Here is a 21,985-nt window from a genome sequence, read left to right on the forward strand (position 1 = left end):
TTGCTTATGACTTATTTTGTAAGTGGAACGTAAACTAACACATCAGAAGAGACAGATTTCATCAAAAATGAACTTTTAGAACCAAACAACATAGAACTTGCTGTTTTAACTCCTCTTGAACCTAATATAACTAGATCTTTATCTTCTTTATTTGCATATGAAAGTAAAGCTTCATTATATGAACCTGACTCTTCTAAGACTTCAATATCATTTATACAAATATCTTTTTTAAACTTATCAATTTGTTTTTCTTTTTGTTTTTTTGCTTCTTTAATCAAAAAGTCAGTTTGGTCGTTTATTTTATAAAAATCCAATGTAAAATCACTTATTTTTTTAGAAGCATGCACAAGCTTTATATCCAAATCTTTAAAAAACTTTTGTGTAAATCTTATACTTTTTTTAGATACTTTAGATAAATCAGTAAATGCAATTGCACTACTATACTTTTCTACAAACATATTTTTTACTATTAAAACTGGTAAATTACTTTTTTGTGCAATATTATGAGCATTTGAACCTAAAATTTTTGTTTTTAAATTCTCTTTTGAATATGCACCTATTATTATTAATTTTGCATCTAATTTTTTTGCTTCTTTTACAATAACAGTTGAGGGTGTTCCTTTTTTAACAATTAATTTAAAAGATTTATTCTGTTTATTTAATTTTTCAATATTATCTTTTAACTTTTTTTTAGTTTGAAGGACTATATCTTTTTTCTCTTTTAATTTATTTATCCAAGGAATATCAATACAATGAACAATATGCAATTCAATATCTTTGTTTGCAAAGTCAAAAGCTCTTTTTAAAACCTCATTTGCCATGATTGAAGTATCAATAGCAACAACTACATTTTTCACTTTACTCATCTTATCCTCCATAAATTTCAATTCTAACTTAATTATACTCTTTTAGTATAAATAGATTATGAAAGAAAGGCATTTTAGAGTTTTTCAGGCTTATGAAGATAAAAACCTTGTAAATAATCTACATTTAGTTCTTTTACTATTGTAAAAACTTCTTTACAATGTACATACTCAGCTACTGTTTTACAATTTAAATCTTTTGCTATATTTGTTATATTTTTTACTAGAGTCTGAGACTCTTTTGATATATGCAAGTTTTTTATAAGAGAGCCATCAATTTTTATATATTCTGGCTTCAATTTTAAAATATTTTCCATACTAGAAAAACCACTACCAAAATCATCAATTGCAATTTTACACCCATACATTCGAACAGATTTTGTAAATTCTACTACAATATCAAAATCTTCAATAAAATCTGTTTCTAAAATTTCAAAAATTATATTTGATGGTCTTTTAAAAGAACTAATCATTTTATATAAAAAATCAATAAACGATTTATTTGAGATATCTTCATAAGATAAATTAATGCTAAACTCTACTTCTTTATCATTGAAAAAAAGAAAAGTTTTTTCTATCATCATTCTCATCATTTTTTCATAAAGTTTTATTTTTTTTGAAACCTCTAAATAAGGAAAAACAGAATATGCTTCAAAAGATGAGATATCAATCAATCTCATTAGACTCTCATATTTTTCAATCTTCATAGTCTTTGTATTAAAGATAGCTTGCAAATATGGTTCAATGGAACCACTTTCTACAACTTTTTTTAAAAAAAGCACATCTTTTAAAAGTTTTGATTGTTCAACTTGTCTGTAAGATAAAGTTAAAATATCAAGATTTATATCAATAATTTTGTTTAAAGAATCAATAAATCCAATCTTATTTTCACTAATCAAAACTTCAATTAAAAAGCCACGAATAAAACTAAAAGCAGCATTTACATAATGTGCAGGTAAACCAATACGAACATGTACTTCACTAATAAAATTCAAATTCTCAAAATATGAAAGTTCATATTTTCCACAAAAAAGATTCTTATACCAATTTTTAATTCCCTCTTCATGTCTTTTTAAAGTATCTTTATCTTTTAAAAAACTTTTAGCATATTCAAAATTAAAAATAAACTCATAAAATTTTATTATTAGACTATCTTCATATTTGACAATAATATCATGTAAAGAAGCAAGTTTTTTTCCATCATCTAATGAAAAATTATAATTTTTTAAAATAGCTATAAAATCTACTTCTTGTATATTTTTACTGTTTTTCATGCTCATTTTATCTCTTTTATTTTCTTATAGTGTAATAAAAAATCTATTTTTTATTATTGATATTAATCAAGTATTTAATACTAATCAAATTAAAAGTAAATTTATGATTTAATAATGAAAAAAATGAAAGGGATAGTTACAATATTTTGAATCTAAAAAAAATAAAAATGGCAATATATGCTATGTACTTAACCAATAAGTATGGAATAAAGCTAAAAAAAACTAAAACTTCTAAAGAAAAAATGGATTTAAGATTAAATTATTCAGAAGAACTTCTATCAAAACTAAATATAAAAGTACAAATAGAAAACAAAGACAAAATACCAACTCAAGGACAATACTTATTGATTTCAAATCATAGAAGTATAATTGACCCTTTAATAATTGAACAAACTTTAAAAGATAGTGATATAAAAGGGTATTGGGTTGCAAAAAAAGAGTTATACAACTCATCATTTTTTGGAACATTCACAAGAAATGCTGGTACAATTTTACTTGATAGAGAATCTAATAATATGTCTTCTTTCTTTAAAAAAACAAAAGAAGTAGTAAAAAATAATCAATCAATATTTATTTTTCCAGAAGGTACTAGAAATAAAGAAAATACTCCAATTAGTAGTTTTAAAGAAGGCTCAAGAATAATTGCTCTTAAGAATAGACTTGATATTTTACCTGTTTTTATAAAATCAAATGCAAATGATATTTTAAAAGAAGCAATTGAAAAAAGAACAGAAAATTTAATTATTGAAATTAAAATAGGGAATATTATTAGCTATAAAGATAAAACTTCACTTGAAGAAAATTACAAAAAGCAGTTTAATTTAGATTAATCTGCTTTTCATCCACTCTTTTATATATTTTGTTAAAGTTAAAGGATCCTCTAAAGGAATATTATGACTTGTGCCATCCCTTAATATGACTTTTATATGTTCCAAGTTCATTTGCTCTAGTTTTTCAATAGATTCATGATTTAAAAGTCTATCTTTATTACTAAAAAAATAATAAATTAAAAACTTCAAATCTTTCAACTCATCATGTAAGTCTTTTCTATAAAAAGTACTTGTAAGCTGAGAAGTAAACTCATGTTCACCAAGCTTTGTAAACATATCAATCATAATATTGATTAATTCTTCGTCATTTTTATTTTTTTCTTCTACCAAAGAGAGTGCTTTTTCATAAGAAAGTGTAGAAAAACCTTTTTTTTCTATTTGAAGAAGTTTTTGTTTTCTTCTTTTTATTTCTGTTTCATTTGTACCACTTGGCGTTCCTCCAACAATAAAAAGCCTATTTATGAAACTTGGATTTTTAATTGCAAAATATGTTGCAATATATCCTCCAAGAGAAAAACCCAAAAGATTTACTTTTTTTTCACTTTCAAATTTCTTTTTTAAAAACTCGTTCATTTTATCAAAATCTGTAATTGCAGGAATAGGAATATGAATTAACTCATACTCTTTTAATAAAGGAGTAATTCTTTGCCAAAGTCTTTCATCTGTCATAAGCCCAGGAATTAAATAAATCTTCTCTTTCATAAACAAAACTCTTTATTCTGTTTCAGTCTCTTCATTATTCTCTTTTTTTTCTTTATAACCATTTGTTGCAATAATCTCTAAATATAAAGTTTTTGCTTTTTTAATAGAAGCTTCATCAATTGCTTTTGTGATTTCTAAAAAATCAATCTCTTTTACTTCTTCATCATCAATTGCACTTTTACATTCAAACTTCCAAAAATCAACACCCTCAGGTAAAGTTTTCTTTTTTTCTCTTTTTATATACTTTCTAACTTCATGCTTTATTGCTTCTATAACTCTATCAGGATGCTTTTTTTCATCTTCTAATTTAAATACTTTTTTCATAGTTTCTCTTTGCTTAAATTTATCAATCATTATTAATATTTTTGCATTTTATCTAAATTTTGAACTATTTAAGTTAATTTTGCTAAAATCCAGAAAAATAAAGTAAGGATATTAATCATGAATAATAAAGAAGCATTTGTACAAAGAGCTGATGAACATATAATCTTAGCAAACAAACAAATGAGTGAAAAGATGATAACTCCAGGAGAAGCTAGTGCTTCTTTTATGTATGGATTAGCAAGATTCAATGCATGGGTTGCAGCAACAGATTTTGATTCGGCACAAGATATGAAAGATTCAAAAGAAGAGATTATAGAATACTTTACAAAAGAGTATAAAAATCTATTGGCACAACATATAGATGAGCATATTGAATCATTTGATTTTACAAATAAAAAGTAATTAATATCCCAATTTGGGATATTTTACTATCTTTCAAATCTCATTTTATATTCGTACTCCAAACTACCCTCATCAATTTGTTCTTTTATAACTTTAAAACCTTGTGAAAGATAAAAATTATAAGAAGAAGTATTTTTTTTATAAACAGTTAAAAAAAGTTCATCTGTTTGTTCTTTGGCATGTTCTAAAAGTTTTTTCCCCAATCCTAATCCTTGAAACTCATTTTTTACAAAGATTGCAGCTAAAGTATTTTCATATAATGAGTAAAAACCAACTATTTTATAATCTTTTAAAATAACAAAAGTTTTTGCGCTTGGTATATAAATATCTCTCATATTTTTTACTTGAGATTGCCAGTAAGAACTTTTAACAAAACTGTGCGCCTTAATAGAAACACTTAACCAGATATCCAAAATATCATTCATATCTTTATTTTTAAACTCTCTAATCACTATCATGCCTTATTTGATTTTTATAGGTAACAAACTTAAAAAACTCAATACTTCAGGAAGTGAAAACTCAGCTTTTTCTATACTATTTTGAGTAGGATCTATTAAGTAATTTTTTGAAGTTTGAAAATTTGCTTTATTTAAGTTGTTTTTATAAAAAGTGGTAAGTTCTAAATCACATCTTTCAAAAACAGCTTTTTCAAGATTGCATTCTTCAAATCCACTATCTTTAATGATTGAATCAACAAATTTCATTTTCTTTAAATCAAGTAAATGAAAAGAGTTTTGAGAAATATTACAAGAAATAAAACTTATATCAAAAGGCTCTTCACAATTGCTCCAAGAAATACCAATAAGTTTAGACTTTTTAAAAGTTACATCATTAAAAGTAGAAGATTTTAAAATACAAAGAGATAAGTCACAACTAACAAATATACACTCTGTAAACTTGCAGTTGCTAATAGTAGCACTTGAAAAAGTACAGTTAATAAAAGTACAGTTATCAAAATAAATAGAGTTTAACTCTTTTGCTTTATAATCTTTAAACTCTTCTTCCCAATAATCATTGATATCAAACATTATTCTCTTTTTTATTTGAATTTTATCATTTTTAAAATAAAACTATAAAACTACTCTTTATCTTCTATACTTTCTATCTCTTCATTATTTTCTACATTTTCTGGATTTTCTGGATTATTTTTAGCTTGTTTCTTCTTAAGCTTCTCTTCTTTCTTTTTTTGTTTTTCTATCTCTCTTGCTCTTTTCTCATAGTTGTAATTTTTTTTCGCCATTTGCTTCCTTTGTTTTTTTCATTTAATATTATTCAAAATAAATATTATCTTAAATATCTATTCAGTATAACAAAGCTAAATAAATTTCAAATTAATCTATTTTTATTGAAATTTAAGTTTATTTTAAGATTATAAGTGAAAAATTCATGTATACTGTTACCAACAAAAGATGGTTCGAGTTACATCTTTAGTCTGCGTTATATTGACAACTTATAGTTACAGTACAATCAATCTAAAAGAATTTCTCATATTATACTTTTAACACAAAACAACAAAGGAATTACAATGGCAACATTAGTAAACGGAACTGTAAAATGGTTCAATAGTGAAAAAGGTTTCGGTTTTATCGAACAAAAAGACGGCGGGAAAGATGTATTTGTACACTATAGTCAAATCAACACTAATGGATATGATAGAGCATCATTAAATGATGGTCAAGAAGTAACTTTTGAGTTAGGTGAAGGACAAAAAGGTCCTCAAGCAGAAAACGTTACAGGTCTATAAGACTTTTTAAGTAGCATTTTTTGCTACTTAATATCTCACTTTTAATTTCTCAATGTGGCTATTAGCCTATTTTTATCATTTAAAAACCCAAAAACATCCAAAATTGATTTTACTAAAATATCAGAATTTAACAATGTCTGTGTACATATACCCTCATCTTGCAAAATTGCAATACCTAAAATAGCCTCTTTTAACATCAATTTATCATTTCTTCCATTGCCAACACACAAAGCCGTATTTGAACCTAGTTCTTTTATAAACTTTTCTTTACTTATATCTTGTAAAGATTTTTCAATCTTGATAATTTTGCAATTTACTGACTTAAGCTCTTGCTCAACACTTCCAAAAGTATCAGCAGTAATCACAAAAAAATTAAACTTATTTGAAAGTTCATTTATATTTTCTTTAACACCATCAATTAATTTACCATCAATAGCAATCGTACCATTATAATCAAATACAATATTTTTAATCTCTATTTCTTGCTTTCCAGGAATATTTACTTTCATTTTTTGCCTTTTTTACTAACTAAAACTCCACCTATTATAATAAGAATAATACCTAAAAATGTATATATATCAGGTAATGAATCCCCTAACATAACCCCAAAACCAATAGCAAAAGGTATATTTGTATAACTTATCACACCAATAATACTAGCCTTACTTAAACTATATGCCCTAGTTAAAAACCATTGTGAAGCAGTAGAGATAATTGCCATAAAAAATATAAGCAACCAAATATAAATATCAGTATAAATTTTAAATTCAACATAAGAACTAAATAAAAAGAATCCAATTGGAATAATTATACCAACTCCCATAAAAGAAAGCATAATAACTCTTGCATCATAAATATCTTTGATTTTCTTTATAGTTGCATAAGCAGCAGCTGAGAAAAAACCTCCTAATACACCCATAATATGTTCAATTGATATTTCAACACCAAAAGGTTTCATAACAAATACAATTCCTAAAAAACCAATAATCAAAGCAAAAAACGTATTAAGACCAATAGACTCTTTCATTAAATAATAAGCAAGAATAGTTACAAAAAAAGGTGATGTTTTATTTAGTACAACAGCTTCACCCAAAGGAATAGTTGCAATTGTATAAAAAAATAAAAGCATAGCTAAACTACCAAAAAAACCTCGTAAAAAAAGTAAGTGTAGTTTAGACTTATCTATTAAAACATTTACCTTTTTAAAACTATATAAAAGTATCAAAATTCCTAAGAAGTTCCTATAAAATACTATCTCAATTGGATGCATACTATTAGATAGTACTTTAGCTACTGCTCCATTTAGTGCTGAAATCAAAGCACTTAAAAGCATAAAAAGTACACCTTTATCTATCAATTTTATTTTTTGTAATATACTGTTTTTTTCACTCATATAATTTTATTTAAGTCCTTGTTCTCTTAATTTATCTTTTTTACTTTTTCTTTTACCTTTAATAGGCTTGCTTCCTTTTTGCTTTACACTGCCATAGCTTTTAAACTCAAATCCCTCAATTTGCTCTTTTTTTATATCTAATTCATTTCTTTTTTCTATAAGTTTAAAATGATTCAAATTCTCATCATCTAAAAATGATATGGCAGCTCCACTTTTTCCAGCTCTTGCTGTTCTTCCTATACGATGAATATAAGTTTGTGTACTTCTTGGCAAATCATAATTAATAACACAATCAATATCTTCTATATGTAATCCTCTTGAAGCTATATCAGTTGAAAACAAAATATTAATCTTTTTATTTTTAAACTCTTCAAGAGTATAAATTCTCTCTTCTTGTGTCAAATCACCATGAAATGAATCAGCTTCTAAACCATACTTTCTAAATTTAACTGCTATGTTATCAGCTGCTCTTTTACTTGACATAAATACTAATACTGATTTAAACTGATTTTGCTTTATTAGTTGTCTTAATAATGCACTTTTATTCTCTTTATTTACCAAAATAGCTCTTTGTGTTATTTGCTCTACATATGATTTTGTATTTTCTATTTTTACATTTGTAGCTTTTGTAGTTATTTTTAAAGCAATATCTAGTACTTTTGGTGAATATGTCGCAGAAAACATAAGGTTTTGTCTTTGTTTTGCAATCACATTTAAAATAATATCAAGCTCTTCAGCAAAACCAAAATCCAACATTTTATCTGCTTCATCAAGTATGAAATATTCAATTTGTGATAAATCTATCTGTTTTTTATCAATAATATCAATTAATCTTCCAGAAGTTGCGACTACAATATCACACCCTTTTTGTATCTTTAAAAGTTGTTCACCAATTTTTTCTCCACCAATAACAGGAACTATTAAAGGTGTGTGTTTAAAAAATGAACTCATTGTTGAAAAAGTCTGTGCAACTTGTAAAGTAAGCTCTCTAGTAGGCGTTAAAACTAAAACCTTAATTTTTGATTTTTTAGATGTTATTTCATCTTTTAAAAGTTCTAATACAGGAATAACAAAACTAGCTGTTTTACCACTTCCTGTTTGAGCTTGTGCTAAGACATCAGCACCTTTTTTTACAAGAGGAATCACCTTTTCTTGTATTGGTGTTGGAGTAATATAACTATTTTTTTCTAATGCTTTATAAAGTTCTTGAGATAAAGTAAATACTTTAAATGACACATAATTTCCTTTTTGTTTCTTATAAATTTTTCATTAATGCTTTTTCTTCTTTTATAGAAAGAAAACGCCATTCACCACTTTTAATATCAAGCTTAAAATCACCAATACTTACTCTACTTAAACTTAAAACCTTCAATGAAGTTTTAAATTTTGGGTCTTTTAAACTTCCAAAAAGTCTACGAATATGACGATTTTTGCCCTCATCTATTTTTACTCTAAGCTTAGTTTTTGCTTTAGCCATACCTATTTTTTCTACTTCTAAAGCTTTCAATAATCCATAAGGACTCTCTACACCTTTTATAGTTTTTAGAATATGCTCATGTGTTACATGACCTCTAACCCAAATCTCATAAACCTTAATACAATTTTTAGGTTTAGTCAATAAATTACCAATTTTTCCATCTCTTGTAAATAGCAAAAGCCCCTTTGATTCTAAATCAAGACGACCTATTGGCATCCAACCATCAGAAAAAACCCAATCAGGTAAAAGATCATAAACAGTTTTTCGTCCAAGATCATCAGATCGCGTAACAATATAACCTTTTGGCTTATTAAGTGCTAGTAGTTTTTTTGAATCACTTAGTTCTATATTCATTAGAATATTCCTTAATATTTTTAATAACTAATTAATAAAATAATGTTGGAATATCTATGAATTGAAAGATTCTTTTATCTAAAAATACTTACAAAAGTAAAATTTAAAAAATTAACATATTTAAAATTTATTATTAATATAATATTATATATTTAAAACTCTTAAATTAATGAAATATCTAATAGTATATTAGTGTATAATAGCTTATTTTAATTTTTATTAGAAGTTCTATGATTAATTATGCACTACTTGATATAAGCAACTAAGTACCACTTTAGCAAATAACAATATGATGATTTCCAATATCTACATCCAACTCTCTATTTTTTTTATAAAAAATCACAAAATACCTCCATAAAATATATTATATTATATGAAAAAAGTCTAATATGAAGATAATAATAAAAATCAATATGCGAAAAACACTAAATCTTTCTTATTTTCTTTTGCAAAATCAAAAATATTGTTAACCTCATCCATATAATAATCTTCATTTGCATAAGATGGCTTAGTTAAAAATATCTCTCTTAGCTTTTCTAAATCTTCATAAGCAATACTATAATAATCTGCACCCTCAAAATCTTTATCTGCTGGAATTTGTAAAAAAGCTGTTCTTGGTGTATCATCAATAGCATCTTCTAAATAACACATAAACTCTTCATGCTCAATCAATTCTCCATATTTTTGGCAAAACATCTCATATAAAGAGTTGTAAATCCAAACATTATCATCTTCACCATAAGGCTTAGCATTTACTATTAAATCTAACCTACTTTCAAAATCACTAGGCTTTACATCAAAATCCTCTGCTAACTCTTCAATCTCATCACAAAATTCACTCATAAAATCACTAATAAAATCTTTGTTTTTACAAGCATATATCTCTTTAATCTTTTTTCTATCTACTGCATACGCAATAACTTCACTACTCATTTAATATCCTAAAATTAAGTTAAATATTTATCTTTTTATTTTACAACTTTTTAATTTAAACTCTTTGTATGTAATATTTGGATTTAGTTTATAATCAGTATTCAAACTGTGTTTCTTTTTTAAAATAATTTTATATTATTATGCCAACTTGTGAAATGCAATTACATCACAAAAGCCATTATTTTCTATAACTGGATCTGTTAATTCACTAATAGCAAAAAACTCACTAAGCTTTTTCTTGGCTATTTCAAGATTTTGTATACTTGGAGAAATTATATCAGAGGGTATAAATATATTCTAAAAATTTAAAGTAGTTTCAATAATAAACTCTTGATTTAAATCTTCATAACCACAATAATCAAACAATACCACTCCTTTAAATTTAGCATTGATATTATCTTTATCAAATGAACTAAAACTTATCTTACTAATATCAACTGGCACATGCTGGCTATCAAGATAAATAGACCCATCAATATACCCATCTTCAGGATTTAAAGCAAACTCAATCTCTTTATTTTCTATATCCAAAAAAGAATTAAACTTCATCTTAATAAAATCAAGCTGGATACACGTATCTTCAAATTCACTTTGAAATTGGAACTCTTCTAAATCTATTCTAATTGATAAAAAAAGAGATAAAGGTAAATTTATATTCTCATTTTCAAATAAAAAAGCATTTATTTTTCCACCAATAGGGCATAATTTTATTGCCATTCTTTCTCCTTATTATATGACACCAATTTAGCTTTTATTTAAATTGTTTAGTATGATTAAAAACTTCCAATTTATGTTAAGTCCTCATAAGGATTATAAGCTACTTCCCAATAATGACCTTCTGGATCTTGGAAGTAACCAGAATAGCCACCCCAAAAAACATCTACCGCTGGCTTGATAAGTTGTGCTCCAGCTGATACTGCTTGAGTAAGGACATCATCAACTTCTGACTTACTCTTAACATTATGAGCCAAGGTAATGCCAGAAAAACCAGCCTGAGGAAGAATGGGTAATCCAATATCCTTAGCCAGTTCCTCTTTAGGATATAGTGCTAACCAGGTTCCTTCTAAACTGAAAAAAGATATATTGCCCTCAAAATCATACTTTGGTAGACCAAGACCTTCGCCATAGAAACGAGTTGCCCTCTCCAAATCCTCCACACCAAGCGTAATAATACTGATTTTTGCTTTCATGATTTCTCCCTACCCAAGTATTTAATCAATCTAATTATATATAAAACACTCTAAAAATCAATAGATATTATACATAATACAAATATCTTTAATTGCATCTTTAACTTTTTATCATTAGTCCTTATTTCTTATCTTTTAACATATTTATTAAACTTTAAAATAAATTATTCTAATATATTTAAGTTTATTAAGTTAAAATTTAGCATATAAAAGTGCAAGGAACTTTTCATGTCTGAAATTAATGATATAGTAGATAATTTTAATGTTGGTTTTTTCAGTACTAAAATTAGCACTAAAGAACCAATTAATCTAAGAGTTAATAAACCTAAAGAATTAGCAGACTTTAATGATATAATGAATGTTATAAGTACTGAAGCTTATACTCCTCCTTCTTCTAAATATGTTCAACTTGATGGATTTACTTTTGATGAAAATAACAATAGAATACCTACTAAAATTACATTAGAAGGTGTTTATGCACAGGAATCATTTTTAGATGAAAATGGAAATTGGGATGTAGAAGCAGAAGCAACAGCTTACAAAGAGAGAGAACTTGCTCATAGAAAAGAATTCATTGGTAATTGGATAAAAGATAACGGCTATGGTGAATTAGAAAATACAGCTCAATTAATGAAAGCATTATTAGCAAAAACACAATCATAATAATACTCTTTTAAGTTATATTTTTTAATTTTTTAAAATATTCTTTTAAGCTATGTTTACCATACTTTGGTGCAATCATATCAATCGTCATAACTGTCATAAAAAACTCTACTGGTCCATAAATTTTACTATTAGTAAACAATTTTAGCAGTTTGAGAACTATTATTCTTATCCAATTGGGGATATAAGTTATATTCTTTTTACTACCTAAAACATCAAAGGCCATTGATGCAATCTCATTTTGAGTTAATATTTCAGGACCTCCAATTTCAATTTCTTTATCAATACTATCAATAGCATCTACACAAACAACAGCTAAATCTGCACCATGGATTGGATTTGCTTTTATTTCTCCATTTCCAAAAAGATATATTTTCCCCTTTTTTGCCATATTAAAAAATTCTGATATATCTGAGAAAAATCCATTTGGGCGAATAATACAATAATCTATCCCTGAGTGTTTCAACTGCTCAACAAATAACTCTTTTGCATCGCATATTTTTAAATTTCTTAGCTTTTGACCATTTAAAACTGAAACATAAATAAACTTTTTGACTCCACTTTTTTTAGCTTCTTTTAGTAAGTTCATATTAGCTTGATAGTCTACATCCATATAAGTATAATCATCTTTTTGTTTTGTAATACCAACAGTTGAGATAACTATATCAATACCTTTACAACAACCTTTGATAGATTCTGAATCAGTTAATTTTGCTTTAAGTAATTCATTGGCTTTTATATCATTTTGTTCAAGTTTTTCAGAAGTTCGAACAATAGCTTTAAAAAAATAAGACTGTCTTATAAGTTCTTTCGCAATATAAACTCCCAAATAACCAGTTGATCCTGCTAATAAAATTTTTTTCATATTGACCTCAATATATCATATATAATGTTTAAAGTAATAAGTATTAAGACTCAAATTTTGAGCTTTATTTCTCTTATTTTTAAGTATTTGCTAAACACATATTATATAAGTATTAACCTGAAAACCAAGGAATAACATATATTAAAATAATAAAGTTCAATATAATATAGTCACTACCTTTAAAAGAATTACACTTTCAGAAAATAATAAATTACTGTTTAGACATAAAGAAATCTTTTAGTTAGTTTATCTTGCATATAAATTAATATTAGGCTAGAATCTTTAAAATGAAATAATATTAGGCTAGAATTTCATACTATACGTTTAAGGAAATATCATGAAAAAAGATTTAACTATAAAAGCTAAATTGATAGTTTTAATTATGGGTGCTTTATCAGCATTGACTATTGTATTGGGTGTTTTTGCCGTTGTAAATGTTGAAAGTGCACTAATGGAAGAGAGCTATGCGAAGCTTACAGCTGCAAAAGATTCAAAGGCAAACCAAATAACAAACTTTTTTACTGAAAGAGTAGCAGATATAAGTGTCTTAGCAGAAAGTGAAGATATTAAAGAGGCGACTCAAGAGCTTCTTAAACTTGAACAAGAACTAAATGTGAATGAAAATGAGCCATATCCTGTAAAAAATAAAATAGTAAAAGATAAAACAGCAATATATGATCAGTTTTTTCAAAACTATGCAAAAGAGTATGGATATTATGATATTTTTATAATAAATCTAAATGGTCATGTTATGTATTCCCAAGCAAGAGAATCTGACTATGGAGCAAATATTAGTTCAGGTAGCCTAAGAAATAGTGGTCTAGGTGAGGCTTGGAAAAAAGCAAGAGAGTTAAAAAGAGGAGTTTTTATTGATATGAAACCTTATGCTCCAAGTAATAATGAACCTGCAATGTTTTTAGCTTCACCAATTAATATAGATGGTGATTTAAAAGCTGTACTTGTATTTCAAATATCAGATAAAAATATAAATAAAATTATGCAGTTTAGAAAAGGCTATAATGATTCTCAAGAGGATTATTTAGTAGGTCCAGATAAACTTATGAGAAGTGACAGTTTTATTGATCCAAAAGGACATTCTGTCAAAGCATCTTTTGCAAATCCAAATACATCTAATATAAATACAGTTGCATCAAGAAATGGCCTAGATAAAAAAACAAATACTGAAATAATAACTGACTATAATGGAAATCAGGTTCTTTCATCTTATTCATACATCATGATAGGGCAAGATTTTCATTGGGCAATTATCTCAGAGATTGATGAAGCCGAAGTCCTACTAAGACCAAATAATATCGCAACTCTTATTTTTATAATGGCACTTGTTATTTTAAGTATTGTTGCTATTTCAGCAGTTATTATTATCAATAAAATGGTTGTAAATAGACTTCTTGTTTTTCAAGAAGGTCTAATGGGATTCTTTAATTACTTGAATAGAGAAACAAGTGATATAAAAGAACTTCATACAGATAAGTTTGATGAAATTGGACTAATGGCAAAAGTTGTAAATGAAAATATTGTTAAAGCTAAAAAGGGTATCGAAGAAGATAGACAAGTAATAGATGATACTATCAAAGTTTTAGCAGAATTTGAGCAAGGTGATTTATCTCAAAGAATCCATGTAAATTGTTCAAATAAATCTTTACAAGAATTAACAGAATTATTAAATAAAATGGGTGATAATATTGAAAAAAATATAGATGGGGTATTAGATATACTTGATCAATATTCAAACTATAACTATATAAATAAAGTTAATACTTCAGGAATAAAAGCTCATCTTGAAAAACTTGCAAATGGAGTAAATTCTTTAGGTAATGCTACAACTCAAATGTTGATAGACAATAAAACCAATGGGGTAACTTTACAAGAGTCTTCTACAATATTATTATCTAATGTAGATAAATTAAATAAGGCATCAAATGAAGCCGCTGTATCTTTAGAAGAAACAGCAGCTGCTCTTGAAGAAATCACAGGAACTGTAAATACAAATTCTGAAAAAATTGGAAGTATGTCTTCTCTTGCAGAAAAAGTTACAAATTCAGCTAGTCAAGGTCAAGAATTAGCTTCTAAAACTACTGATGCAATGGATGAGATTGATAAACAAGTAACAGCAATTAATGAGGCAATTTCAATCATTGATCAAATCGCATTTCAAACAAATATTTTATCATTAAATGCAGCTGTAGAAGCTGCAACAGCTGGGGAAGCAGGTAAAGGATTTGCTGTAGTTGCTGGAGAAGTTAGAAATCTTGCAGCAAGATCAGCAGAAGCAGCAAGTGAAATTAAAACACTTGTAGAAAATGCAACAAAAAAAGCAAATGAAGGGAAAACTATTGCTGATGGTATGATTAAAGGATATAGTGGACTAAATGAAAATATTAATAAAACTATTGAACTAATAAGTGATGTATCAGTAGCTAGTAAAGAACAACAAACAGGAATAGTTCAAATCAATGATGCTGTGAATTCGCTTGATCAACAAACTCAACAAAATGCAGAGATAGCAAGTCAAACAAAAAATATAGCTGATCAAACTTCTCAAATTGCACAAACTATTGTACAAAGTGCAGACGAAAAAGAGTTTATAGGAAAAAATGATATAAAAGCTAAGAAAATTGAAGTTATAAACAATAACGCTATAATATCTACTCAAAAAAAGACTAGTAATAAAAGTAAAATGTCATCACAAAGTACAATAAAACAAGAAGCTAAAAGTGATAGCACAAACTACAATGAGTGGGAAAGTTTTTAATCTAAAGGGGAAAACACTTCCCCTACCCGTTTATTTAGTTTCATAAAATTTCTGTAAGTTCTTAATATTTAGCGTTTAAAACAGTTGCAAAAATATCTAATACTACATTTTGGGAAACAAAATTCGTGACAGCTATTTTTGTCAATTGATTCGATTTGTTATATTTTTATTCACCATCATCGAAATCATAAAGATTTTTGGGATTTATTAAACTTAAAATTTCAATTATTGTATTGCTGAATGATTCATAGTAATCATCATTATCAGCCACTGAAAATATTTTTCCTTCAATGCGTCTTTTTAAACGTGCTATTTCTAACAAATATTTTTCTTCAAACTCTTTTTCAACCATCGAAGTAGAGTCAGCAAGTAGTTGTTCTAATGCATCTCGCTCACCTAGGTCTGTGTTATCGCCTACCCACGGACACATATATCGTTATCTAAAAGAAAGGATAATTTCCGCGTTTATTACATCAGCTGTCTTCGATTTTAAATAGCTAATTGGTTTTATATCTTGACTTAAATGCATAAGTGCAACCTTTTTAAGATATCGTTTTAATATAGTACTATATTTGAATTTAATTTAGTATTAAATGTTTTTTGTTAATAATTATTTTGATAAATTTTACAATGCAATTATAAAATCATTTCTATTCTACTATTAAGTTATCGTTATCAACTGACCCTGCTTTTTCGTTATCAACTGACCCTGCTTTTTACTTTTTTCATCGTTTATGGTTGAACATTATTTTTTAGTAATTAATAAATTAGACATTGAGAGAATCCAATACAGTGGAAATTCTGTTTGTAATCCACAATGAACACAGTTTATTTCTTCTTTCAAATAAAAACCTAATGCATTTTGTTTATTAATTTTGATAGGTTCTTTACAATGGATACATTTAAGCAAAGAACCTAATTGTTTTTTTAACATTCTAGAAATTGTTTGTGATCGTCCATCAATAAATAATGCTTCATAACAACCCATTGTTGTTATTAGAGAATGATTAAATGTATGTTCATTAACGGCTGAAACTTTATTGAAACTTTCAAGTAATAAGTGTGTTGTAAACATAAGTAAATATGGTAATTTTGAATAAAGAAATTCGTAATGATAATTATCCTGAGAATCTTCAAATATGAAATTGAATGAGTAGTCTTCTGTTTTTAATAATTCTCCTTGTGAGGTTATTAAATGGGTAGCACGTTGCAATATTGGTTCAAATCCATTATGATGTGATTTTGAATAAATCATATCCCAAATTAATTCAGCATCAAATGTCTCATTAATTGCAAATTTATCTATAGCTTTATTAAAAACTTCAATTTTCTTTTCTTTTGAAATTCTATTAAATGTAGTATGATTATTTGCTTCAAACCTAGATATAAAATCATCTTCATCTGCAAGTAACCAAGATAGGAAAAAAATGTGTTCTTTAAGTGGTTTTCTTAAAAGAGAAAAAGCAACTGAAAATTTTCTTTTTTCAAAACAGCTAAGTGCTTCGTATAAAAAATGAAGCATATCTGAAGTTAATGCTAATGTAACATGACTTCTAATATGATGTTTATATGGTTCTATTAATTTATGATTTTTCATAAACTCAAGAATATCTATATCATCTGGATTAGCATTATTTTTAATTATGCCTTCATTAAATGCATCACTTACTTGTTCTTTGATACCACTATTCTCATATTCAATTAAAAGCTGAACTAAGCGATCATGTAAAAAAAAGCAGAATTCATGTTCTTTCCAATATTGATGAGGAATAAATTTAAGTCTTTTTTCTTCAAGTATTCCTAATGTTTGCATTAATGGTTTTCCTCCATATTATTTTGTATCTAACGACTGGATTAAAAAACATGGTACCCTTTTAGATATTTGCTTTTACTTCAAAGTTGATTTAAAATTCTAACTCCAAACTACTTAAAAGCCCATGGATAGCTTCTTTTTTTCTATGTTTTGTTAAAATTTATAACAGCATAATTTGTTCGTTATAATTAATCCAAAGTTCAATTTTTAAAAATCGTACTTTTTTTGGCTCTTCTTGCTCTCTTTCTTCTAGTGGTGTCCATAATTGAGATGTTGAAAATTGAGCTTGACCATATATTAAAATTTCCGTATCGTTTTTAAACTTATCCAATTCAACATCTTCAGATGAAATTAATAATTCGATACTTGGCATTTCAGTTATTTTACTCAATAACTCTATATATGGATTATGTAACTTAATTTTATCAAATTTAAACTTATCATTTTTCTTAATAACTTTAGAAACTTTACCATGGATACAAATTGGATATTTAATAGGTGAGTTTTGATTAAGTTTGTATGCTTCAATATATCGAGTATGATTAAAAAAGAACTTATTCCAATAAATCTTTTTACTATTATATTTTAATGTAATAATGGAAGCTAGTTCATTCTCTTCCTCAATCTTTGCTCTTAATTCAAGAATAGATTTAAGAGTTTTTATATAACTACTAGCAGTACCTTTATTTACATATTGTGTAGTTTTTCTTTTTGTAGGAGTATTGTTATAATTTTCATTATCTGTTGTTGGTTCTATTGAAGAACTTTTTTTTGCTGGTTTATGTAATATTTGAAGACTAAATTCATATTTATTTTCATCCAATGATTTCAAAATATTTGAATCAGAATTCCTTGCAATCACTTTCATAATACCTTTTGTATTAAAAGAACAATTTTCATCATGTTGATTTTTATTTGATTTTAATTTAAAAAATGAAGGAACAAAAATAGTTTTTTCTAATCTTCTTTTTTCATGTTCTCTCACAAATATCATATCAGCATTACAATTTTTTGTTTTACAAATAAAATCACCATGATAACCATTTTTTACATTAACTTCTTCTAATGTATGCTTGTCTAAAACATTATTTACTTTAACACCCAATACTAACTCCTTTGATTTGTTAAATGATTAATAGTCACGATATTTAACTACAATTCCATCTAGACCTACGGAATAGTTTTCAAGCACCATATCATTAGAATACTTTTTAAATTTTTGTTTTGATATTGAATTTAAACTACTAAATTCTTTTTGCATAATCAAATCGTGAACTTCTTCATCTACTCCAACCCTTAGATTTAATCCTTTTGCTTCTAAATCAATTGAATAGTAATTAAAACCATCCTCTCGTCTTAATTCAAAACGCTCATTGGTTGCATCACGCATCAAAAATAATGGCTTATAGAGACTATCTGCAAATTTTTCTTGATTTACATGGATAATTTTTTCATTTATACTTTCAGGGTCTTGCAAATAGGTTAAAACTTGTTCATCATTGAAATATGTAGCACAAGCATTTAGTGTTTCAGGTGCAATTCCTTGAATAGAAGCCACTCTTTGAACCTGTTCTTTAGCAGAAATAATTTGTGTCTTTAAATTATTTGAAGACATCCCTTTAGCTTCAAAACATGCCAATGACCATTTGTGCATTGCCCTACTAAATCAGGTTCTCGTCCTCTTCCAGATACAGCAGTGTGGAAATCAATAGCACCAAATTCTTTTAAGCTTTCTACATGTGTCAGGTTTGGAATGTCTAATAATTTTTCTGCATAAAACTTTGCAAATGCCATTCCAAGATTATAACTAACGATTCTCTTTTTGTCACTAACATGAGAATGGTAGATTGGGTGTAATCGCATTCCAACTCTATCAGATTCAATATTTTCCCATACAGTACCAACTTTTTCAATTATTGAATTATAAATTGCTCTGGGTAGACCAAAATCTCGTATTTTTTGTCTAGAAATAAAACTAGGATTTCCTACCGTAATCATGGCTCTATATAGATCAAGTTTTCTACAACGAATACTTTGAACGCCATTAGAATTAATATGAGTGTGATTATTAACATATCCTGTCGAGTGATAAAATATATAAGGCATATTTCCTATGCTCCTTTAGTCATTTTAACTATTTATTGAATATACATTATATAAATAAAGTACTTAAATCTACTTATTTATTATATATTTCCCAAAAAGCTTAATTGAAGGATATTTATAAAAAATATATTACAATATGCAATAATTTTTATCTATATTTTTATTATAAGTTATAATTTTTTTGTTTATTTTATATCGATACTTAGAACTTTAATATACATAATGTATGTTAAAAGTAAAAAATGGGTAAAAAATTACTTGATATAATGAGGGACAAAATACGATTTAAGCACTACAGTATAAAAACTAAGTAAAGCTATATAGGCTGGGCTAAAAGATTTATTATTTATCATAAGAAAAAACACCCTTGTGCTTGCACTATCTTTTAGAAAACCAAGCGTTCAATGCAATATTATTTTTATATGAACAAGTTTTAAATATATCACTAAAAGAGCAAAATATTCAAGCTTTAAGAGCAAAGAGAGAAAGTATATTCTTGTAGTTTTAACTATAGATGAAGACGGAAGAGAAGAAAATCAACGATTGAGCATTCATTGAGTATATGATTGAGCTGATTTTATTATCTGACGCAGTATCAGCTTTATTTTCAAATAAAGAGATAGCTTTTGTTTAGATTGTGCTAGATTTAGATGAAGATGTACTAAAGGTACCTCAAATCTAAATCTAGTACAAGATGAATAAAAGCTATTCGCTTTTATTCCCACTCAATAGTTGCAGGTGGTTTAGATGAGATATCATAAACAACTCTGTTGATTCCATCAACTTCATTGATGATTCTTCTAGAAATAGTTTCTAAGATATCATGTGGAATATGTGCAAATGTTGCTGTCATTCCATCTGTTGCTTCTACTATTCTTACACAAACAGTATTATCATAAGTTCTATTATCACCCATAACACCTACTGATTTTACATTTAATAGTACTGTAAATGCTTGCCATGTTTTGTCATAATATCCAGTTGATCTTAGAACATCAAGCATAATAACATCTGCTTTTCTTAATAATTCTAAATCAGGTTTATTTACGTCTCCCATAACTCTAATAGCAAGTCCTGGTCCAGGGAAAGGATGTCTGCCTATCATATCTCTTGGAAGTCCTAATTCTAATCCTAAAAGTCTTACTTCATCTTTAAAGATTTCTCTTAAAGGTTCAATTAGTTCAAATGTCATCCAATCTGGAAGTCCACCTACATTGTGGTGAGATTTGATTGTTTTTGAAGGTCCTTTAACTGATACTGATTCAATTACATCAGTATATAAAGTTCCTTGAGCTAAAAACTCTATTCCATCATGTTTTTTTGCTTCTTTATCAAATACTTCAACAAATGTTTCTCCAATGATTTTTCTTTTTCTTTCAGGGTCTGTAATTCCAGTTAATCTTTCTAGAAAAAGTTCACTTGCATCAACAGTAATAAGATCAACACCTCTTGTTTTAAACATTGTTTGAACTTGTTCTTTTTCATTTGCTCTTAAAAGTCCATTGTCTACAAATACAGGAATAAGTTGTTCACCTATTGCTTCTGCTAAAAGTGTTGCCACAACAGAAGAATCAACTCCTCCACTTACTCCACAAAGTACTTTTTTATTTCCTACTTTATCTTGAATTTTTGCAATTTGTTCTTTTGCAAAAGATCCCATATTCCAAGTAGATTCGCAACCACATATATGTTTTGCAAAGTTCTTAAGTAGTTTTGCACCCTCTTTTGAATGATATACTTCAGGATGAAATTGAAATGCATATACAAGTCTATTCATATCTGCAATAGCTGCATATGAAGAGTTTTCACTAGTTGCTATTTTTTCAAATCCTTCTGGGATTTTTTCTACTCTATCTCCATGTGACATCCAAACTATTTGGCCATCAGTTGTATCTTTGAAGATATCACTTTCTTTTTCAAATTTTAGTTGTGCTTTTCCATATTCATGGTGGTCTGCTGGAATTACACTTCCTCCAAAATGTTGTGAAATTAACTGCATTCCATAACAAATACCTAAAATAGGAAGACCTAAATTAAAAATCTCTTCATCTGGATGATAAGCATCTTTACCATAAACAGACGCTGGTCCACCACTTAAAATTATTCCTTTAGGAGTTCTAGCCTTAATATCTTCGATATTTTCATTAAATGGAACAATTTCACTATATACTCCAGACTCTCTTAGTTTTCTAGCAATGATTTGAGTATATTGACTACCAAAATCCAATACAACAATTGGTACATGTTTCATATATTATTTTCCTTAATTGATTTTAACA

The 21,985-nt window shown here is 26.9% G+C and carries 26 protein-coding genes; 5 read left to right on the forward strand and 21 right to left on the reverse strand.

All coding sequences use genetic code 11. The features are described 5' to 3' along the window. Positions 1 to 11: 11 nt before the first annotated feature. Positions 12 to 866, reverse strand: coding sequence for a universal stress protein (locus tag AMRN_RS08490; protein ID WP_165375175.1), 855 nt, complete (start codon positions 864 to 866; stop codon positions 12 to 14). A 74-nt stretch (positions 867 to 940) separates the two neighbouring features. Continuing rightward, on the reverse strand, positions 941 to 2,143 hold the full coding sequence (locus AMRN_RS08495) for an EAL domain-containing protein (protein WP_099310238.1): 1,203 nt from the start codon (positions 2,141 to 2,143) through the stop codon (positions 941 to 943). A gap of 161 nt (positions 2,144 to 2,304) precedes the next feature. On the opposite strand from AMRN_RS08495, the gene AMRN_RS08500 reads away from it, so the two are divergent. After that, positions 2,305 to 2,967 (forward strand): lysophospholipid acyltransferase family protein, encoded by a 663-nt coding sequence (locus tag AMRN_RS08500; protein ID WP_228199122.1) that lies wholly within the window; start codon positions 2,305 to 2,307, stop codon positions 2,965 to 2,967. On the opposite strand, the gene AMRN_RS08505 is transcribed toward AMRN_RS08500, so the two are convergent. Next, positions 2,959 to 3,669 (reverse strand): alpha/beta fold hydrolase, encoded by a 711-nt coding sequence (locus AMRN_RS08505; protein WP_099310236.1) that lies wholly within the window; start codon positions 3,667 to 3,669, stop codon positions 2,959 to 2,961. The two genes, AMRN_RS08500 and AMRN_RS08505, sit on opposite strands and share 9 nt — an antisense overlap. A 12-nt stretch (positions 3,670 to 3,681) precedes the next feature. Next, positions 3,682 to 4,023, reverse strand: a complete 342-nt coding sequence (locus AMRN_RS08510; protein ID WP_099310235.1) for a DUF6172 family protein — start codon at positions 4,021 to 4,023, stop codon at positions 3,682 to 3,684. An 87-nt stretch (positions 4,024 to 4,110) separates the two neighbouring features. On the opposite strand from AMRN_RS08510, the gene AMRN_RS08515 reads away from it, so the two are divergent. Continuing rightward, positions 4,111 to 4,395: a DUF3144 domain-containing protein gene (locus AMRN_RS08515; protein ID WP_099310234.1), complete on the forward strand. Its 285-nt coding sequence runs from the start codon at positions 4,111 to 4,113 to the stop codon at positions 4,393 to 4,395. A 26-nt stretch (positions 4,396 to 4,421) separates the two neighbouring features. Here AMRN_RS08515 and AMRN_RS08520 read toward each other — a convergent pair whose 3' ends face one another. From AMRN_RS08520 to AMRN_RS14240, 3 genes are read right to left on the reverse strand one after another with little or no spacing between them, the layout of a single operon-like run. Next, a complete protein-coding gene (locus tag AMRN_RS08520; protein WP_099310233.1) occupies positions 4,422 to 4,847 on the reverse strand; it encodes an N-acetyltransferase in 426 nt (141 codons plus the stop codon). A 9-nt stretch (positions 4,848 to 4,856) separates the two neighbouring features. Beyond that, entirely contained in the window at positions 4,857 to 5,423 is a 567-nt protein-coding gene (locus AMRN_RS08525) for a pentapeptide repeat-containing protein (protein WP_099310232.1), read from the reverse strand. Positions 5,424 to 5,473: 50 nt separating this feature from the next. Next, entirely contained in the window at positions 5,474 to 5,635 is a 162-nt protein-coding gene (locus AMRN_RS14240; protein WP_165772826.1) for a hypothetical protein, read from the reverse strand. A 285-nt stretch (positions 5,636 to 5,920) separates the two neighbouring features. Here AMRN_RS14240 and AMRN_RS08530 point away from each other — a divergent pair, with 285 nt between their 5' ends. Continuing rightward, positions 5,921 to 6,139, forward strand: a complete 219-nt coding sequence (locus AMRN_RS08530) for a cold-shock protein (protein WP_099310231.1) — start codon at positions 5,921 to 5,923, stop codon at positions 6,137 to 6,139. Between the two features lie 41 nt (positions 6,140 to 6,180). On the opposite strand, the gene AMRN_RS08535 is transcribed toward AMRN_RS08530, so the two are convergent. The 7 genes from AMRN_RS08535 to AMRN_RS08565 all read right to left on the reverse strand — a co-directional run bounded on the left by AMRN_RS08535 (position 6,181) and on the right by AMRN_RS08565 (position 11,486). Then, positions 6,181 to 6,648 (reverse strand): HAD family hydrolase, encoded by a 468-nt coding sequence (locus tag AMRN_RS08535; RefSeq protein ID WP_099310230.1) that lies wholly within the window; start codon positions 6,646 to 6,648, stop codon positions 6,181 to 6,183. Next, positions 6,645 to 7,532 (reverse strand): DMT family transporter, encoded by an 888-nt coding sequence (locus tag AMRN_RS08540; protein ID WP_228150784.1) that lies wholly within the window; start codon positions 7,530 to 7,532, stop codon positions 6,645 to 6,647. The genes AMRN_RS08535 and AMRN_RS08540 overlap by 4 nt, the downstream gene beginning before the upstream one ends. A 6-nt stretch (positions 7,533 to 7,538) precedes the next feature. Further along, the gene (locus tag AMRN_RS08545; RefSeq protein WP_099310229.1) at positions 7,539 to 8,768 is read right to left on the reverse strand and encodes a DEAD/DEAH box helicase; all 1,230 of its coding nucleotides are present in this window, start codon (positions 8,766 to 8,768) and stop codon (positions 7,539 to 7,541) included. Positions 8,769 to 8,787: 19 nt separating this feature from the next. After that, entirely contained in the window at positions 8,788 to 9,363 is a 576-nt protein-coding gene (locus tag AMRN_RS08550; RefSeq protein WP_099310228.1) for a pseudouridine synthase, read from the reverse strand. A 408-nt stretch (positions 9,364 to 9,771) separates the two neighbouring features. Next, on the reverse strand, positions 9,772 to 10,296 hold the full coding sequence (locus AMRN_RS08555; protein WP_099310227.1) for a DUF7691 family protein: 525 nt from the start codon (positions 10,294 to 10,296) through the stop codon (positions 9,772 to 9,774). Between the two features lie 297 nt (positions 10,297 to 10,593). Beyond that, complete coding sequence (locus tag AMRN_RS08560; RefSeq protein WP_196778513.1) at positions 10,594 to 11,013, reverse strand: hypothetical protein; 420 nt, start codon at positions 11,011 to 11,013, stop codon at positions 10,594 to 10,596. Positions 11,014 to 11,084: 71 nt separating this feature from the next. After that, entirely contained in the window at positions 11,085 to 11,486 is a 402-nt protein-coding gene (locus AMRN_RS08565) for a VOC family protein (RefSeq protein WP_099310226.1), read from the reverse strand. A 228-nt stretch (positions 11,487 to 11,714) separates the two neighbouring features. On the opposite strand from AMRN_RS08565, the gene AMRN_RS08570 reads away from it, so the two are divergent. After that, positions 11,715 to 12,149, forward strand: a complete 435-nt coding sequence (locus tag AMRN_RS08570) for a hypothetical protein (RefSeq protein WP_099310225.1) — start codon at positions 11,715 to 11,717, stop codon at positions 12,147 to 12,149. Between the two features lie 10 nt (positions 12,150 to 12,159). Here AMRN_RS08570 and AMRN_RS08575 read toward each other — a convergent pair whose 3' ends face one another. Continuing rightward, complete coding sequence (locus AMRN_RS08575; RefSeq protein ID WP_099310224.1) at positions 12,160 to 13,014, reverse strand: SDR family oxidoreductase; 855 nt, start codon at positions 13,012 to 13,014, stop codon at positions 12,160 to 12,162. A gap of 337 nt (positions 13,015 to 13,351) precedes the next feature. On the opposite strand from AMRN_RS08575, the gene AMRN_RS08580 reads away from it, so the two are divergent. Beyond that, complete coding sequence (locus tag AMRN_RS08580; protein ID WP_228150783.1) at positions 13,352 to 15,787, forward strand: methyl-accepting chemotaxis protein; 2,436 nt, start codon at positions 13,352 to 13,354, stop codon at positions 15,785 to 15,787. A gap of 166 nt (positions 15,788 to 15,953) precedes the next feature. Here AMRN_RS08580 and AMRN_RS08585 read toward each other — a convergent pair whose 3' ends face one another. The 6 genes from AMRN_RS08585 to guaA form a co-directional block, all read right to left on the reverse strand. Then, on the reverse strand, positions 15,954 to 16,217 hold the full coding sequence (locus AMRN_RS08585; protein ID WP_099310223.1) for a hypothetical protein: 264 nt from the start codon (positions 16,215 to 16,217) through the stop codon (positions 15,954 to 15,956). A 315-nt stretch (positions 16,218 to 16,532) separates the two neighbouring features. Then, entirely contained in the window at positions 16,533 to 17,600 is a 1,068-nt protein-coding gene (locus AMRN_RS08595) for a hypothetical protein (RefSeq protein ID WP_099310222.1), read from the reverse strand. 160 nt (positions 17,601 to 17,760) lie between these two features. Further along, entirely contained in the window at positions 17,761 to 18,705 is a 945-nt protein-coding gene (locus AMRN_RS08600) for a hypothetical protein (protein WP_099310221.1), read from the reverse strand. A gap of 27 nt (positions 18,706 to 18,732) precedes the next feature. Then, on the reverse strand, positions 18,733 to 19,254 hold the full coding sequence (locus AMRN_RS08605; protein ID WP_191282105.1) for a hypothetical protein: 522 nt from the start codon (positions 19,252 to 19,254) through the stop codon (positions 18,733 to 18,735). Next, positions 19,197 to 19,706 carry a hypothetical protein gene (locus tag AMRN_RS08610; protein WP_099310219.1) on the reverse strand — a complete coding sequence of 170 codons (510 nt, stop codon included), beginning with the start codon at positions 19,704 to 19,706 and terminating at the stop codon, positions 19,197 to 19,199. Before AMRN_RS08610 ends, AMRN_RS08605 begins: the two co-directional genes overlap by 58 nt. Positions 19,707 to 20,421: 715 nt before the next feature. Continuing rightward, positions 20,422 to 21,957, reverse strand: coding sequence for a glutamine-hydrolyzing GMP synthase (guaA, locus tag AMRN_RS08620; protein WP_099310218.1), 1,536 nt, complete (start codon positions 21,955 to 21,957; stop codon positions 20,422 to 20,424). Between the last annotated feature and the right edge of the window lie 28 nt (positions 21,958 to 21,985).

The sequence above is a fragment of the Malaciobacter marinus genome, from assembly GCF_003544855.1.
Lineage (GTDB): Bacteria > Campylobacterota > Campylobacteria > Campylobacterales > Arcobacteraceae > Malaciobacter > Malaciobacter marinus.

Excerpts from the sequence above, each read along its gene's own strand:
- AMRN_RS08510 (WP_099310235.1), bottom strand. The coding sequence starts at position 4,023 with ATGATTGATAAATTTAAGCAAAGAGAAACTATGAAAAAAGTATTTAAA.
- AMRN_RS08530 (WP_099310231.1), top strand. The coding sequence starts at position 5,921 with ATGGCAACATTAGTAAACGGAACTGTAAAATGGTTCAATAGTGAAAAA.
- AMRN_RS08580 (WP_228150783.1), top strand. The coding sequence starts at position 13,352 with ATGAAAAAAGATTTAACTATAAAAGCTAAATTGATAGTTTTAATTATG.
- AMRN_RS08535 (WP_099310230.1), bottom strand. The coding sequence starts at position 6,648 with ATGAAAGTAAATATTCCTGGAAAGCAAGAAATAGAGATTAAAAATATT.
- AMRN_RS08595 (WP_099310222.1), bottom strand. The coding sequence starts at position 17,600 with ATGCAAACATTAGGAATACTTGAAGAAAAAAGACTTAAATTTATTCCT.
- AMRN_RS08500 (WP_228199122.1), top strand. The coding sequence starts at position 2,305 with ATGGCAATATATGCTATGTACTTAACCAATAAGTATGGAATAAAGCTA.
- AMRN_RS08490 (WP_165375175.1), bottom strand. The coding sequence starts at position 866 with ATGAGTAAAGTGAAAAATGTAGTTGTTGCTATTGATACTTCAATCATG.
- AMRN_RS08585 (WP_099310223.1), bottom strand. The coding sequence starts at position 16,217 with ATGTGTCCGTGGGTAGGCGATAACACAGACCTAGGTGAGCGAGATGCA.
- AMRN_RS08560 (WP_196778513.1), bottom strand. The coding sequence starts at position 11,013 with ATGGCAATAAAATTATGCCCTATTGGTGGAAAAATAAATGCTTTTTTA.
- AMRN_RS08540 (WP_228150784.1), bottom strand. The coding sequence starts at position 7,532 with ATGAGTGAAAAAAACAGTATATTACAAAAAATAAAATTGATAGATAAA.
- AMRN_RS08570 (WP_099310225.1), top strand. The coding sequence starts at position 11,715 with ATGTCTGAAATTAATGATATAGTAGATAATTTTAATGTTGGTTTTTTC.
- AMRN_RS08605 (WP_191282105.1), bottom strand. The coding sequence starts at position 19,254 with ATGCACAAATGGTCATTGGCATGTTTTGAAGCTAAAGGGATGTCTTCA.
- guaA (WP_099310218.1), bottom strand. The coding sequence starts at position 21,957 with ATGAAACATGTACCAATTGTTGTATTGGATTTTGGTAGTCAATATACT.
- AMRN_RS08575 (WP_099310224.1), bottom strand. The coding sequence starts at position 13,014 with ATGAAAAAAATTTTATTAGCAGGATCAACTGGTTATTTGGGAGTTTAT.
- AMRN_RS08515 (WP_099310234.1), top strand. The coding sequence starts at position 4,111 with ATGAATAATAAAGAAGCATTTGTACAAAGAGCTGATGAACATATAATC.
- AMRN_RS14240 (WP_165772826.1), bottom strand. The coding sequence starts at position 5,635 with ATGGCGAAAAAAAATTACAACTATGAGAAAAGAGCAAGAGAGATAGAA.
- AMRN_RS08550 (WP_099310228.1), bottom strand. The coding sequence starts at position 9,363 with ATGAATATAGAACTAAGTGATTCAAAAAAACTACTAGCACTTAATAAG.
- AMRN_RS08495 (WP_099310238.1), bottom strand. The coding sequence starts at position 2,143 with ATGAGCATGAAAAACAGTAAAAATATACAAGAAGTAGATTTTATAGCT.
- AMRN_RS08505 (WP_099310236.1), bottom strand. The coding sequence starts at position 3,669 with ATGAAAGAGAAGATTTATTTAATTCCTGGGCTTATGACAGATGAAAGA.
- AMRN_RS08555 (WP_099310227.1), bottom strand. The coding sequence starts at position 10,296 with ATGAGTAGTGAAGTTATTGCGTATGCAGTAGATAGAAAAAAGATTAAA.
- AMRN_RS08565 (WP_099310226.1), bottom strand. The coding sequence starts at position 11,486 with ATGAAAGCAAAAATCAGTATTATTACGCTTGGTGTGGAGGATTTGGAG.
- AMRN_RS08525 (WP_099310232.1), bottom strand. The coding sequence starts at position 5,423 with ATGTTTGATATCAATGATTATTGGGAAGAAGAGTTTAAAGATTATAAA.
- AMRN_RS08610 (WP_099310219.1), bottom strand. The coding sequence starts at position 19,706 with ATGCCTTATATATTTTATCACTCGACAGGATATGTTAATAATCACACT.